The following is an 11,662-nucleotide window of genomic DNA, read 5'->3' on the forward strand; positions in this document are numbered from 1 at the left end:
GGCAGACTTGCCCAGCGGCGGTTTACGTCTTGAAACCAATCCGCCCAATCGCTGTCGCACGATCTCTGTCCATTTTTTATCATAGGAGGCTTCATGCCTTGGAAGCTCGCATCATTCGGTACTTTGTTGGCAGCGCTCGCGTTGGCGGGTTGCAGCACCCAGGGCGCCTCTGAGCCAGCCAAAGACGCCGTGGCCGATGCCGGTCATAGCCGCTGTGAGTCGAAGGCCGCCGAATTCACCATCGGCCAGAAAGCCTCGCCCCAGTTGCTGGAGCAGGCCCGTACCCGTGCCGGTGCCCAGAACGCACGCATCCTCAAGCCTAACGATATGATCACGCTGGAGTACCGCTCCGACCGCTTGAATCTGAACACCGACGATAACCTGGTGATCACGCGGGTCAATTGCGGGTAAACCGCTCCAGGCTTTAGCAGCGCCCATAAAAAACCCCGTCACATGGACGGGGTTTTTTTAGCTCAGCGGAGAATTACTCGCCGCGAACCTGTGCAGCTTGCATACCCTTTTGGCCTTTCTCAGCCACGAAGGAAACGGTTTGGCCTTCTTTCAGGCTTTTGAAACCGTCGCTTTCGATAGCTTTGAAGTGTACGAACAGGTCGTCACCGCCACCTTGAGGAGTGATGAAGCCGAAGCCTTTTTCATCGTTGAACCATTTAACGGTGCCGGTTTGGCGATTAGACATGGTGTATCTCCAAGAAACATATATTTTCAGTAGTGCTGTGCTGCTCAGGCCAACTGGGCACACCGGGCTATCATAGTCGAAATGTTCGACTTGGGAGCCCCCCCAAGGCATTGTTTGCTAATCAATAGCGTCGCATTAAGTGCTTTGGTCGGCTGAAAGCCCCGAATTACGGGGCTTTGGCTCGAAATATCAGCTAGTAAAAAAAGCCGTAAAAGCTGTGTAATTTGTGCGAAATGGCAGTTTTCGGGCCATTTTTTCGGCAAAACAGCTGTGTGATCAGCCGCAAATCTTACTTTTTCTTCACCACTTTGCAGGACGAAATAGCCGCGACCGCTTTGTTTTTAAGCTCCGGGCTGGCGTTCTGATTGGTCATCAGTTCCTTGATTTCGGCAGTGCTCAATTCGGCGTTGATCTTGTCGGCGCCACATTCGCAGTGGGCTTTGGCAGTTTTGACGTCTACGTTCTGGCTGGCAGCTGCGCTGCAATCGCTGACGAAGCTATCGCGAGCACCGGCTGGCCAGTTGGACGGGGCTGCTGCCTGCGCGCCCAGGGAAAGAACAGTCAGGGAAGCGGCGAGAGCGAGAGTAGAGGTAAAACGCATCATGAGGATGCTCCTTTGGGTCGAGGACGAACGGCGATTCTCAGTGGGTTTGAGGTAGTGCGTACAGCTCAAGTTCACTTTTGCAGCTATAAAGGCCGGATTTTGTCGTTACGCAAGATAGCAGCGCCGCGATGACCGTTCATCTGTGCTAGGATCTTGCGCTTGGCTATTTCCAGGCGCGCCAATTGCCGCCTTGCCATATTCTTTTTAGCTCACTCCAGTCACTCTGGTTCGATTATCGGTTGGCCGAAAGGCTCCTGCCGCTGTAAGGCAGGCGTTCATTACTGAGCGGCCTGGTGTTGGATCTTGTACTGGCTCATCCCAACCCACGTGACCTTTGGTAGGGGTCACCACTAGGAGAGGAGGCGCCATGCCAACTATTACTCTTCCCGACGGCAGTCAACGTTCATTCGATCATTCGGTTTCCGTAGCCGAGGTCGCCGCATCCATTGGTGCTGGCCTGGCCAAGGCCACCGTGGCTGGCAAGGTTGACGGCAAGCTCGTCGACGCCAGCGACCTGATCACTCGCGACGCCAGCCTGCAAATCATCACGCCCAAGGATCAAGAGGGGCTGGAGATCATTCGCCACTCTTGCGCGCACCTGATTGGCCATGCGGTCAAGCAGCTGTACCCAACGGCGAAGATGGTGATCGGTCCGGTCATTGAAGAAGGCTTCTATTACGACATCGCCTACGAGCGTCCTTTCACCCCGGACGACCTGGCAGCCATCGAGCAGCGCATGCATGCGCTGATCGAGAAAGATTACGACGTGATCAAGAAAGTCACGCCGCGCGCCGAAGTGATCGACGTGTTCACCGCCCGTGGCGAAGACTACAAGCTGCGCCTGGTGGAAGACATGCCGGACGAGCAGGCCATGGGCCTGTACTACCACGAAGAATACGTCGACATGTGCCGTGGCCCGCACGTGCCGAACACGCGCTTCCTCAAGTCGTTCAAGCTGACCAAGCTGTCCGGCGCCTACTGGCGTGGCGACGCGAAGAACGAGCAACTGCAACGGATCTACGGCACTGCCTGGGCTGACAAGAAGCAGCTGGCGGCCTATATCCAGCGCATCGAAGAAGCCGAGAAGCGCGACCACCGCAAGATCGGCAAGCGCCTGAACCTGTTCCACCTCCAGGAAGAAGCGCCGGGCATGGTGTTCTGGCATCCGAACGGCTGGACCCTGTACCAGGTGCTTGAGCAGTACATGCGCAAAGTACAGCGCGAGAACGGTTACCTGGAGATCAAGACTCCCCAGGTCGTTGACCGTAGCCTCTGGGAAAAGTCCGGGCACTGGGCCAACTACGCCGACAACATGTTCACCACGCAGTCGGAAAACCGCGACTACGCCATCAAGCCGATGAACTGCCCTTGCCACGTGCAGGTGTTCAACCAGGGCCTGAAAAGCTACCGCGAGTTGCCGATGCGCCTGGCCGAGTTCGGTGCCTGCCACCGTAACGAGCCATCGGGTGCGCTACACGGCATCATGCGCGTGCGTGGCTTTACCCAGGACGACGCCCACATCTTCTGCACCGAAGAGCAGATGCAGGCTGAATCCGCCGCGTTCATCAAGCTGACCATGGACGTTTATCGCGATTTCGGCTTTACCGACGTCGAGATGAAGCTGTCCACTCGTCCGGAAAAACGCGTCGGTTCCGATGAGCTGTGGGATCGCGCCGAAGCTGCACTGGCCGCTGCGCTCGACAGCGCGGGCCTTGCGTACGATCTGCAGCCGGGCGAGGGCGCTTTCTACGGTCCGAAGATCGAGTTCTCACTGAAAGATTGCCTTGGCCGCGTCTGGCAGTGTGGTACCCTGCAGCTCGATTTTAACCTGCCGATCCGTCTGGGCGCCGAATACGTGTCCGAAGACAACAGCCGTAAACACCCGGTCATGCTGCACCGGGCGATCCTCGGCTCGTTCGAACGGTTCGTCGGGATCCTGATCGAGCACTACGAGGGTGCATTCCCTGCGTGGCTGGCTCCGACCCAGGCAGTGATCATGAATATCACTGATAAACAGGCAGATTTTGCCGCTGAAGTTGAAAAAACACTCAACGAAAGCGGATTTCGTGCCAAGTCCGACTTGAGAAATGAAAAGATCGGCTTTAAAATCCGCGAGCATACTTTGCTCAAGGTTCCCTATCTTTTGGTTATCGGAGATCGGGAAGTCGAGATGCAGACTGTCGCTGTGCGTACTCGTGAAGGTGCTGACCTGGGCTCGATGCCCGTCGCCCAGTTCGCTGAGTTCCTCGCGCAAGCGGTTTCCCGGCGTGGTCGCCCAGATTCGGAGTAATTATTATTAAGCGTGAAATGAGACAAGATAAACGAGCTGCACCGAAAGCCCCGATCAACGAGAATATCTCGGCACGCGAGGTTCGGTTAATTGGCGCTGACGGCGAGCAGATTGGCATCGTCTCGATTGATGAAGCGCTTCGTATCGCTGAAGAGTCCAAATTGGACCTGGTGGAAATCTCCGCCGACGCAGTCCCGCCTGTTTGCCGGGTGATGGACTACGGCAAGTCGATCTTCGAAAAGAAGAAGCAGATTGCTGCGGCGAAGAAGAACCAGAAGCAGATTCAAGTAAAAGAAATCAAGTTTCGTCCAGGGACGGAGGAAGGGGATTACCAGGTAAAACTGCGCAACCTGGTACGTTTCCTGAGTGATGGGGACAGGGCCAAGGTATCCTTGCGATTCCGCGGCCGTGAGATGGCCCACCAGGAGCTGGGGATGGAACTCCTCAAGCGGGTTGAAGCTGACCTGCTGGAGTACGGTTCCGTCGAGCAGCATCCTAAGATGGAAGGACGCCAGCTGATTATGGTCATCGCCCCGAAAAAGAAGAAGTAATCAACAGGGCACGGCAGGCCTTCTGATTATGTTTATCAACTGAATGCGGAGTATCCGAACATGCCAAAGATGAAGACTAAAAGTGGTGCTGCTAAGCGGTTTCTGAAAACTGCTAACGGTATCAAGCACAAGCACGCTTTCAAGAGCCACATCCTGACCAAAATGTCGACCAAGCGTAAGCGTCAACTGCGCGGTAGCAGCTTGCTGCATCCGTCTGACGTGGCAAAAGTCGAGCGCATGCTGCGCCTTCGTTAATTTTTGGATCAAGAATAGAGGAAGTAACTCATGGCTCGTGTAAAGCGTGGCGTCATTGCCCGTAAACGTCACAAAAAAATTCTGAAACTTGCTAAAGGCTACTACGGCGCGCGTTCACGCGTATTCCGTGTTGCCAAGCAAGCGGTAATCAAGGCAGGCCAATACGCCTACCGTGACCGTCGTCAGAAAAAACGTCAGTTCCGCGCTCTGTGGATCGCTCGTATCAACGCTGGTGCACGTGTTAACGGTCTGTCCTACAGCCGTTTCATCGCTGGCCTGAAAAAAGCGTCCATCGAGATCGACCGTAAGGTTCTGGCTGATCTGGCAGTGAACGAAAAAGCGGCGTTTGCTGCGATTGTCGAGAAAGCTAAAGCCACCTTGGCTTAAGTACCCCCGACAGTCACCTTGGGTTACGCTGTAGCCCAAGGTGTTAAACGTCATAAATAGGGGAAGAGCCTTCAAGCTCTTCCCCTATTTTGTATCTGGAGTCTGTACATGGAAAACCTGGACGCGCTCGTCGCCCAAGCCCTTGAGGCTGTGCAAAGCGCTGAAGATGTAAATGCCCTGGAGCAAATCCGGGTTCACTACCTTGGCAAAAAAGGTGAATTGACTCAGGTGATGAAGACCCTGGGGAATTTGCCGGCTGAAGAGCGTCCGCAAGTCGGTGCGCTGATCAACGTCGCCAAGGAGCGTGTCACAGAGGTGCTCAATGCGCGCAAGGCGACCATGGAGGAGGCCGATCTCGCGGCCAAACTCGCCGCCGAGTCCATTGATGTAACCCTGCCTGGTCGCGGCCAGGCCTCGGGCGGTCTGCATCCGATCACCCGGACTCTGGAACGTATCGAGCAGTTCTTCACCCACATCGGCTACGGCATTGCCGAAGGCCCTGAGGTCGAAGACGATTATCACAACTTCGAGGCGCTCAACATCCCAGGCCACCACCCGGCCCGGTCGATGCACGACACCTTCTATTTCAACGCGAACATGCTGTTGCGCACCCATACCTCGCCGGTACAGGTCCGCACCATGGAAGCGAACAAGCCGCCGATCCGCATTGTCTGCCCAGGCCGTGTGTACCGCAGCGACTCCGATATCACCCACTCGCCGATGTTCCACCAGGTCGAAGGCCTGCTGGTTGATCGCGACATCAACTTCGCCGACCTCAAAGGCACCATTGAAGAATTCCTGCGGGTGTTCTTCGAGAAGGAGCTGGCGGTGCGGTTCCGTCCATCGTTCTTCCCGTTCACCGAGCCATCCGCTGAAGTCGACATGGAATGTGTGATGTGCAGCGGTAAAGGCTGCCGCGTCTGCAAGCAGACCGGCTGGCTGGAAGTGATGGGCTGCGGCATGGTTCACCCTAACGTGCTGCGCATGTCCGGCATCGATCCGGAAGAGTTCTCGGGCTTTGCCTTCGGCATGGGCGTTGAGCGTCTGGCCATGCTGCGTTACGGCGTGAACGACTTGCGTCTGTTCTTCGACAACGACTTGCGGTTCCTCGCGCAATTTCGCTAGTCGTAACGAATCTTTAGGAGAGCAGGATGAAATTCAGTGAACAATGGCTGCGTGGCTGGGTAAGCCCGCAGGTAGATCGTGACGAGCTGGTTGCTCGTCTGTCGATGGCCGGTCTTGAGGTCGATAGCGTTACCCCGGCCGCCGGTGTCTTCAGTGGCGTGGTGGTGGGTGAGGTGCTGAGCACCGAGCAGCACCCTGACGCCGACAAGCTGCGTGTATGCCAGGTCAGCAATGGCGCGGAAACCTTCCAGGTCGTGTGCGGAGCGCCCAATGTGCGCCCGGGCCTGAAGATCCCGTTCGCCATGATCGGTGCCGAGCTGCCGGGCGACTTCAAGATCAAGAAGGCCAAGCTGCGCGGCGTCGAGTCCAACGGCATGCTGTGCTCCCAGGCAGAGCTGCAGGTAGGCGAGGGCAACGATGGCCTGATGGAACTGCCGGCCGATGCGCCAGTGGGCCAGGACATCCGTGTTTACCTGGAGCTGGAAGACGCCAGCATTGAGGTCGACCTGACCCCGAACCGCGGTGACTGCCTGTCCCTGGCTGGCTTGGCCCGTGAAGTCGGAGCGCTGTATAACGCCCCGGTCACCCGCCCAGTCGTCGCCGCCGTGCCTGCGGTGCACGACGAAGTACGCTCGATCGAAGTGCTGGCGCCCAACGCTTGCCCGCGCTACCTGGGTCGCGTGATCCGCAACGTCGACCTGTCCAAGCCAACCCCTCTGTGGATGGTTGAGCGCTTGCGTCGCGCCGACGTGCGCAGCATCGACGCTGCCGTCGATATCACCAACTACGTGATGCTGGAGCTGGGCCAGCCGCTGCACGCTTTTGATCTTGCCGAAATCAACGGCGGCATCCGCGTGCGCCTGGCCGAAGAAGGCGAGAAGCTGGTGCTGCTCGATGGCCAGGAAGTCAGCCTGCGTGCCGATACCCTGGTGATTGCAGACCACTCCCGCGCCCTGGCGATTGCCGGCGTGATGGGGGGCGAGCACAGCGGCGTGTCCGCGACCACTCGCGATATATTCCTTGAGAGTGCGTTCTTCGACCAGATCGCCATCGCCGGCAAGGCCCGCTCCTACGGCCTGCACACCGATGCATCGCACCGCTATGAGCGCGGTGTGGACTGGAAGCTGGCGCGTGAAGCCATGGAGCGCGCCACTGGCCTGCTGCTGGAAATCACCGGTGGCGAAGCCGGCCCGATCACCGAAACTGTGAACGAGCAGTACCTGCCGTCTGTTGCGCCGATCACCCTGCGTGCCAAAAGTGTCGAGCAGATGCTTGGCCTGGTGATCGAGCCGGCTGAAATCGAACAACTGTTGTCCGCCCTCGGCCTGGGTATTTCCGCAGGCGGGGAAGGGCAGTGGACCGTTGAAGTGCCAAGCCATCGCTTCGATATCAGTCTGGAAGTTGACCTGATCGAAGAATTGGCTCGCCTCTACGGCTACAACCGTCTGCCGGTTCGTTACCCGCAAGCGCGCCTGGCGCCACAACCCAAGGCCGAGGCGCGTGCGCACTTGCCCGAGTTGCGTCGTCTGCTGGTTGCCCGTGGCTACCAGGAAGCGGTGACCTACAGCTTCATCGATCCCAAGCAGTTCGAGCTGTTCAACCCAGGCGTCGAGCCGCTGCTGTTGGCCAACCCGATCTCCAACGACATGGCGGCCATGCGTTCGTCCCTGTGGCCAGGTTTGGTGAAAGCGCTTTCCCACAACCTGAACCGTCAGCAAGACCGTGTGCGCATGTTCGAAAGCGGCCTGCGCTTCGTCGGTCAGTTGGACGGCCTGAAGCAAGAGCCGATGCTGGCTGGCGTGGTTTGCGGCAGCCGTCTGCCGGAAGGTTGGGCACAGGGTCGCGACGCTGTGGACTTCTTCGACGTCAAGGCTGACGTGGAAGCGGTGTTGGGTTTTGCGGGTGCTCTGGATGCCTTCACCTTCGTACCGGGCAGCCATCCTGCATTGCACCCTGGCCAGACTGCGCGCATCGAGCGCGAAGGTCGCCTGGTAGGCTTCGTCGGTGCCATTCACCCTGAGCTGTCGAAAACCCTCGGTCTCGACCGTCCGGTCTTCGTGTTTGAGCTGGTTCTGGCTGAAGTGGCCTCTGGCAAGATGCCTAAATTCAGCGAGTTGTCGCGCTTCCCTGAAGTGCGCCGTGACCTGGCCCTGATCGCCGACCGTGAAGTGGCCGCCACTGCCGTTCTGGAGGTAATCCGTGAAAATGCAGGGGAATGGCTGACAGACCTCAGGCTATTTGACGTCTATCAGGGTAAAGGTATTGATCCGCATAGAAAAAGCCTTGCAGTTGGCTTGACCTGGCAGCATCCATCGCGCACTCTTAATGACGATGAGGTGAATACCACGACACAAAATATCCTCACCTCGCTCGAACAAAGGTTGAACGCCACGTTAAGGAAGTGACGTATGGGGGCTTTGACGAAAGCTGAGATGGCGGAACGTCTGTACGAAGAGTTGGGTCTGAACAAGCGCGAGGCCAAGGAATTGGTCGAGCTGTTTTTTGAAGAGATCAGACACGCTCTGGAAGACAACGAACAGGTCAAATTGTCCGGTTTCGGCAATTTTGACCTGCGGGACAAACGCCAGCGGCCTGGCCGCAATCCAAAAACGGGAGAAGAAATCCCGATCACGGCTCGCCGTGTGGTCACCTTTCGTCCAGGGCAGAAGTTGAAGGCCCGAGTTGAGGCTTATGCTGGAACCAAGTCATAACGACGAGCTACCCGTCATCCCAGGCAAACGCTACTTCACCATTGGTGAAGTCAGCGAGCTCTGTGCGGTAAAACCGCACGTACTGCGCTATTGGGAGCAGGAGTTTCCTCAACTCAACCCCGTCAAACGCACCGGGAACCGTCGGTATTATCAGCGCCAGGATGTGCTGATGATCCGACAGATCCGTGCGTTGCTGTACGATCAGGGGTTCACCATCAGCGGCGCGCGCCAACGCATGTCCGGTGATGAAGCCAAAGACGACACCACCCAATACAAACAAATGATCCGCCAGATGATCGCCGAACTCGAAGATGTGCTGGTGGTTCTGAAAAAGTAATTCCGGCTTTTAAAATACTTCCACATTTCAAAAGCTTGCGGTATATTCCGGATCGCTTCGTCAAGAAGCGTACCCAGTAACACGCCTAGTCGGGGCGTAGCGCAGTCCGGTAGCGCACTAGCATGGGGTGCTAGGGGTCGAGTGTTCGAATCACTCCGTCCCGACCATATTTTTCAATGACTTAGGCCAATGTTCACAGCATTGGCCTTTTTCATGTGCGTGACTTTTGCGTGACTTCTCTATTTTTCACGCCTGCTTCCTCTTCAAAATTGTCAGGACCGGTCCGCGAGAATCGGTTGCTGATACCATGTTCGCAGCTTCGATCAGATGCCCGAGTTCAGCGCCCGAGTAGTGACTGGTGATGCTGCCGTTCTTGTGCCCCAGCAGGGCCTTGCGATCTTCTTCGGTTACGCCTGCTGCACGCAGGCGGCGGCCAAATGTGTGCTTGAGGTCGTGAATCCTTATGGATGCATAACCTGGGTGAGCGGGGCGAAGGTTTTCCTCCTGCCAGAGTTTCGCCGCTCTCACCCGCGCCTTCTTCCAGGCCGAGTCGTTCATACGGTGCATCGCGGTACCGTTGTAAGGGAAAACCCATTCCTTGCTGATACCGCGCTGCTTTTCAATGATCGACCTGGCCACGCTATTCAGCACCACCAGCCTCTCGTCACCGTTCTTGACGCCGGAGCGCTCATGCCGGCCACCGAAGTCGGCCGGTATCAGAAATACGCTGGTGCCCAGTTCCGGTACCGCGATCTCCCAATCCCACCTCAGCTTGCAAACCTCCTGCTCCCGCGTCCCAGTGTTCACCTTGAACAGCGCCATCGTTTGCAGGTGTGCCGGCAACTCTCCAAAAAGAATCGATTGCTCCGGCCACGACATTGGGTACGGCTTGCGGCTCGACTTCTTCTCTTCCAGTTTCGTGAGCATCGGCACGCTATCCAGCCACGGCCTACGCTCATCATCTCGCCACTTCCTGGCACACAACGACAAAACCCGAACAACACGCTCGATCGAGATATTCACCGTTCTGTTGCTGACACCTTTCTTCACCTTTCCGCATTCCAGCTTCTTTGTCGCCAGCCTGTCCTTGATGAAAGGCACAAGGGCCTGGTCATCAATGTGGGTCAGCGGCATGTCGCCAATGAAAGGATCCAGCTGTGAAAGGTGATGGGCAGATAGCTTGATTGACGGCTGGTCTTTGAACTCCAGCAGGAAGCGAGTTGCCGCCTCCCGCCACGTCCTTACCTTCTTTACTCCATACACCTTCTGTTGCCGGATCTGCTCCAACCTATAAATCAGGTAGCGCTCCGCTTCTTCCCGGTCACCAGTTCCAGTGCTTTCGTAAAGTCGTTCTCCGTTGATTTTCTTGTCGATATGCCAGATACCTTTCCTTTGGGAGAGGCCTGTGATCGATTTTCGCGCCATGATTTATCTCCTTTCTGGCGCTCGCTGCGGGGCGATTGTTGCTCCGTTGCGCCTTTTTTATCAATCGCCTTGGCCTCGACATACGCCGTGGCCCAGTCGTCCAGCTCTTGCCGATCAAACCCGACACCTCGGCCACCGATAGGGAATTCACTAACGTAGGGCCGGACGGTCTCGTCGAAAATTGCCCTGCACATACCCAGGTACCCAGGCGCTTCCTTTGCTCGAATGAATCGCGGTATCAGTTGTTGCGCGCCCATGCCTACCTCCCGCCGGCCGTGGGCCGCGCTGTTTTGATGATGTGAACGGCCAGGCCGAAGGTGATGAGCAGCCAGACGCATGTGCCGGCGAAGGCGTAGAGCAGCGCCTCGGTTGTGCCGGTGCCGAGCAGGTCAGGACCGAGCCAGAAGAACCAGCCGATGGTTCCGACCAGGTACAGCAAAGCGCCCAGTACAATCAGGGTGAGTTTCGTTGCGAACATGGGGTGTCCTTGCCGCGCTGGGCGGCAGAAGGTGGTTTAGGATTACGCCGCTTTTCGGGCTTCTGATGCAGCCATGCGCCGCCGCGTGATATGCAGCTGCAAGCGGTACGCTTTGAAGCGTCGGCCGTCCCCGGCACGAATCTCTGGCGCCAGGTACGAGAGGTCTTCTTCCAGCTGGCCGAAGTAGTAGAGGTGCTCACCATCCCCACCCCATTCAGGCTGGGCGGTTGCCCAGGAGCGTGCGGCTACGCAGGACGAGCAAGTTTTGAAGGTGGCCATGTCGCCCTCCCAGCATCCGCTGATGAGCTGGTACTGCTGGCCAGGTTGGATCGGGCCGTAGCATTCGCAGCATTGGTGCTGCTTGCGCGCTACGGGCATGGTTTCCGTTTGAAAGTCGGACATACGAATACCTCGCCCGCCGCTAACCGGCAGGCATGTAGGGGGATGGAGTAATAGCGTTTTGCCTAGATATCTGTGTCGTTCGGATGGGTGTAAAACGAGTATTCATTCCATCCAGCCGCCAGGAGGGCGCGTGCCACACCAACTAGATCTTCCGATCGCACACGCGTACCGGGGGCACACGATGATTCTCAAGTTCGATTGGCGACGTCCGAACGACGACGCACCGGTAGCCGCGAAGATCATCGAGCTCGCACCAATTGACGGCCTTGGCGAAGTTGCTGCTGAGTTGACCGGGCCCTGGCCGGACTATCCAGCCGCACTTGATGAAGCGATGGCCGCTGCTGAGCGCTGGATCGATAGCCAGTTGCCATAGGCCTGCGGCGGCAGGCATTTAGGGGGA

General features: G+C 57.4%; 16 protein-coding genes and 1 tRNA gene. 11 read left to right on the forward strand and 6 right to left on the reverse strand.

Going from position 1 to position 11,662, the window contains the following annotated elements; translation table 11 throughout:
- Window positions 1–93 precede the first annotated feature (93 nt).
- Window positions 94–411: an I78 family peptidase inhibitor gene (locus tag BMZ57_RS03145; RefSeq protein ID WP_010209117.1), complete on the forward strand. Its 318-nt coding sequence runs from the start codon at window positions 94–96 to the stop codon at window positions 409–411.
- Window positions 412–484: 73 nt separating this feature from the next.
- On the opposite strand, the gene BMZ57_RS03150 is transcribed toward BMZ57_RS03145, so the two are convergent.
- Window positions 485–697 (reverse strand): cold-shock protein, encoded by a 213-nt coding sequence (locus BMZ57_RS03150; protein ID WP_003234260.1) that lies wholly within the window; start codon window positions 695–697, stop codon window positions 485–487.
- Window positions 698–986: 289 nt separating this feature from the next.
- Entirely contained in the window at window positions 987–1,301 is a 315-nt protein-coding gene (locus tag BMZ57_RS03155; RefSeq protein ID WP_021491187.1) for a hypothetical protein, read from the reverse strand.
- 367 nt (window positions 1,302–1,668) lie between these two features.
- On the opposite strand from BMZ57_RS03155, the gene thrS reads away from it, so the two are divergent.
- The 9 genes from thrS (at window position 1,669) to BMZ57_RS03200 (ending at window position 9,124) form a co-directional block, all read left to right on the forward strand.
- Window positions 1,669–3,591: a threonine--tRNA ligase gene (thrS, locus tag BMZ57_RS03160; protein WP_010209120.1), complete on the forward strand. Its 1,923-nt coding sequence runs from the start codon at window positions 1,669–1,671 to the stop codon at window positions 3,589–3,591.
- Window positions 3,591–4,142 carry a translation initiation factor IF-3 gene (infC, locus tag BMZ57_RS03165; protein WP_169850653.1) on the forward strand — a complete coding sequence of 184 codons (552 nt, stop codon included), beginning with the start codon at window positions 3,591–3,593 and terminating at the stop codon, window positions 4,140–4,142. Before thrS ends, infC begins: the two co-directional genes overlap by 1 nt.
- Before the next feature lie 60 nt (window positions 4,143–4,202).
- On the forward strand, window positions 4,203–4,397 hold the full coding sequence (rpmI, locus tag BMZ57_RS03170; RefSeq protein WP_002553160.1) for a 50S ribosomal protein L35: 195 nt from the start codon (window positions 4,203–4,205) through the stop codon (window positions 4,395–4,397).
- A gap of 30 nt (window positions 4,398–4,427) precedes the next feature.
- Window positions 4,428–4,784: a 50S ribosomal protein L20 gene (gene rplT / locus BMZ57_RS03175; RefSeq protein ID WP_002553161.1), complete on the forward strand. Its 357-nt coding sequence runs from the start codon at window positions 4,428–4,430 to the stop codon at window positions 4,782–4,784.
- Between the two features lie 108 nt (window positions 4,785–4,892).
- Window positions 4,893–5,909, forward strand: coding sequence for a phenylalanine--tRNA ligase subunit alpha (gene pheS / locus BMZ57_RS03180; RefSeq protein WP_010209123.1), 1,017 nt, complete (start codon window positions 4,893–4,895; stop codon window positions 5,907–5,909).
- 26 nt (window positions 5,910–5,935) lie between these two features.
- Entirely contained in the window at window positions 5,936–8,314 is a 2,379-nt protein-coding gene (pheT, locus tag BMZ57_RS03185; protein WP_010209125.1) for a phenylalanine--tRNA ligase subunit beta, read from the forward strand.
- Between the two features lie 3 nt (window positions 8,315–8,317).
- Window positions 8,318–8,620, forward strand: a complete 303-nt coding sequence (gene ihfA, locus BMZ57_RS03190; RefSeq protein ID WP_002553164.1) for an integration host factor subunit alpha — start codon at window positions 8,318–8,320, stop codon at window positions 8,618–8,620.
- Window positions 8,601–8,957: a MerR family transcriptional regulator gene (locus tag BMZ57_RS03195; protein ID WP_010209127.1), complete on the forward strand. Its 357-nt coding sequence runs from the start codon at window positions 8,601–8,603 to the stop codon at window positions 8,955–8,957. The genes ihfA and BMZ57_RS03195 overlap by 20 nt, the downstream gene beginning before the upstream one ends.
- 90 nt (window positions 8,958–9,047) lie before the next feature.
- Window positions 9,048–9,124: transfer RNA gene (locus BMZ57_RS03200), tRNA-Pro, on the forward strand.
- 79 nt (window positions 9,125–9,203) lie between these two features.
- Here the strand turns inward: BMZ57_RS03200 and BMZ57_RS03205 are convergent.
- Genes BMZ57_RS03205 through BMZ57_RS03215 form a run of 4 tightly spaced genes read right to left on the reverse strand, consistent with a single transcriptional unit; the run spans window position 9,204 to window position 11,262 of the window.
- Window positions 9,204–10,367, reverse strand: coding sequence for a tyrosine-type recombinase/integrase (locus BMZ57_RS03205; RefSeq protein WP_254668478.1), 1,164 nt, complete (start codon window positions 10,365–10,367; stop codon window positions 9,204–9,206).
- Window positions 10,253–10,639 carry a helix-turn-helix transcriptional regulator gene (locus BMZ57_RS30100; RefSeq protein ID WP_254668475.1) on the reverse strand — a complete coding sequence of 129 codons (387 nt, stop codon included), beginning with the start codon at window positions 10,637–10,639 and terminating at the stop codon, window positions 10,253–10,255. The genes BMZ57_RS03205 and BMZ57_RS30100 overlap by 115 nt, the downstream gene beginning before the upstream one ends.
- Before the next feature lie 2 nt (window positions 10,640–10,641).
- Window positions 10,642–10,860, reverse strand: a complete 219-nt coding sequence (locus tag BMZ57_RS03210) for a hypothetical protein (RefSeq protein ID WP_069672446.1) — start codon at window positions 10,858–10,860, stop codon at window positions 10,642–10,644.
- 42 nt (window positions 10,861–10,902) lie between these two features.
- Window positions 10,903–11,262, reverse strand: a complete 360-nt coding sequence (locus tag BMZ57_RS03215; RefSeq protein WP_010211486.1) for a hypothetical protein — start codon at window positions 11,260–11,262, stop codon at window positions 10,903–10,905.
- A gap of 181 nt (window positions 11,263–11,443) precedes the next feature.
- Between BMZ57_RS03215 and BMZ57_RS03220 the strand changes: the two genes are divergently transcribed.
- Window positions 11,444–11,635 carry a hypothetical protein gene (locus BMZ57_RS03220; protein WP_254668476.1) on the forward strand — a complete coding sequence of 64 codons (192 nt, stop codon included), beginning with the start codon at window positions 11,444–11,446 and terminating at the stop codon, window positions 11,633–11,635.
- The last annotated feature ends 27 nt before the right edge of the window (window positions 11,636–11,662 follow it).

This window comes from Pseudomonas simiae (assembly GCF_900111895.1).
Lineage (GTDB): Bacteria > Pseudomonadota > Gammaproteobacteria > Pseudomonadales > Pseudomonadaceae > Aquipseudomonas > Aquipseudomonas simiae.

Bases quoted from the DNA above. Each gene is read 5' to 3' on its own strand.
- BMZ57_RS03145 (WP_010209117.1), top strand. From the start codon at position 94: ATGCCTTGGAAGCTCGCATCATTCGGTACTTTGTTGGCAGCGCTCGCG.
- BMZ57_RS03150 (WP_003234260.1), bottom strand. From the start codon at position 697: ATGTCTAATCGCCAAACCGGCACCGTTAAATGGTTCAACGATGAAAAA.
- BMZ57_RS03155 (WP_021491187.1), bottom strand. From the start codon at position 1,301: ATGATGCGTTTTACCTCTACTCTCGCTCTCGCCGCTTCCCTGACTGTT.
- thrS (WP_010209120.1), top strand. From the start codon at position 1,669: ATGCCAACTATTACTCTTCCCGACGGCAGTCAACGTTCATTCGATCAT.
- rpmI (WP_002553160.1), top strand. From the start codon at position 4,203: ATGCCAAAGATGAAGACTAAAAGTGGTGCTGCTAAGCGGTTTCTGAAA.
- rplT (WP_002553161.1), top strand. From the start codon at position 4,428: ATGGCTCGTGTAAAGCGTGGCGTCATTGCCCGTAAACGTCACAAAAAA.
- pheS (WP_010209123.1), top strand. From the start codon at position 4,893: ATGGAAAACCTGGACGCGCTCGTCGCCCAAGCCCTTGAGGCTGTGCAA.
- pheT (WP_010209125.1), top strand. From the start codon at position 5,936: ATGAAATTCAGTGAACAATGGCTGCGTGGCTGGGTAAGCCCGCAGGTA.
- ihfA (WP_002553164.1), top strand. From the start codon at position 8,318: ATGGGGGCTTTGACGAAAGCTGAGATGGCGGAACGTCTGTACGAAGAG.
- BMZ57_RS03195 (WP_010209127.1), top strand. From the start codon at position 8,601: ATGCTGGAACCAAGTCATAACGACGAGCTACCCGTCATCCCAGGCAAA.
- BMZ57_RS30100 (WP_254668475.1), bottom strand. From the start codon at position 10,639: ATGGGCGCGCAACAACTGATACCGCGATTCATTCGAGCAAAGGAAGCG.
- BMZ57_RS03210 (WP_069672446.1), bottom strand. From the start codon at position 10,860: ATGTTCGCAACGAAACTCACCCTGATTGTACTGGGCGCTTTGCTGTAC.
- BMZ57_RS03215 (WP_010211486.1), bottom strand. From the start codon at position 11,262: ATGTCCGACTTTCAAACGGAAACCATGCCCGTAGCGCGCAAGCAGCAC.
- BMZ57_RS03220 (WP_254668476.1), top strand. From the start codon at position 11,444: ATGATTCTCAAGTTCGATTGGCGACGTCCGAACGACGACGCACCGGTA.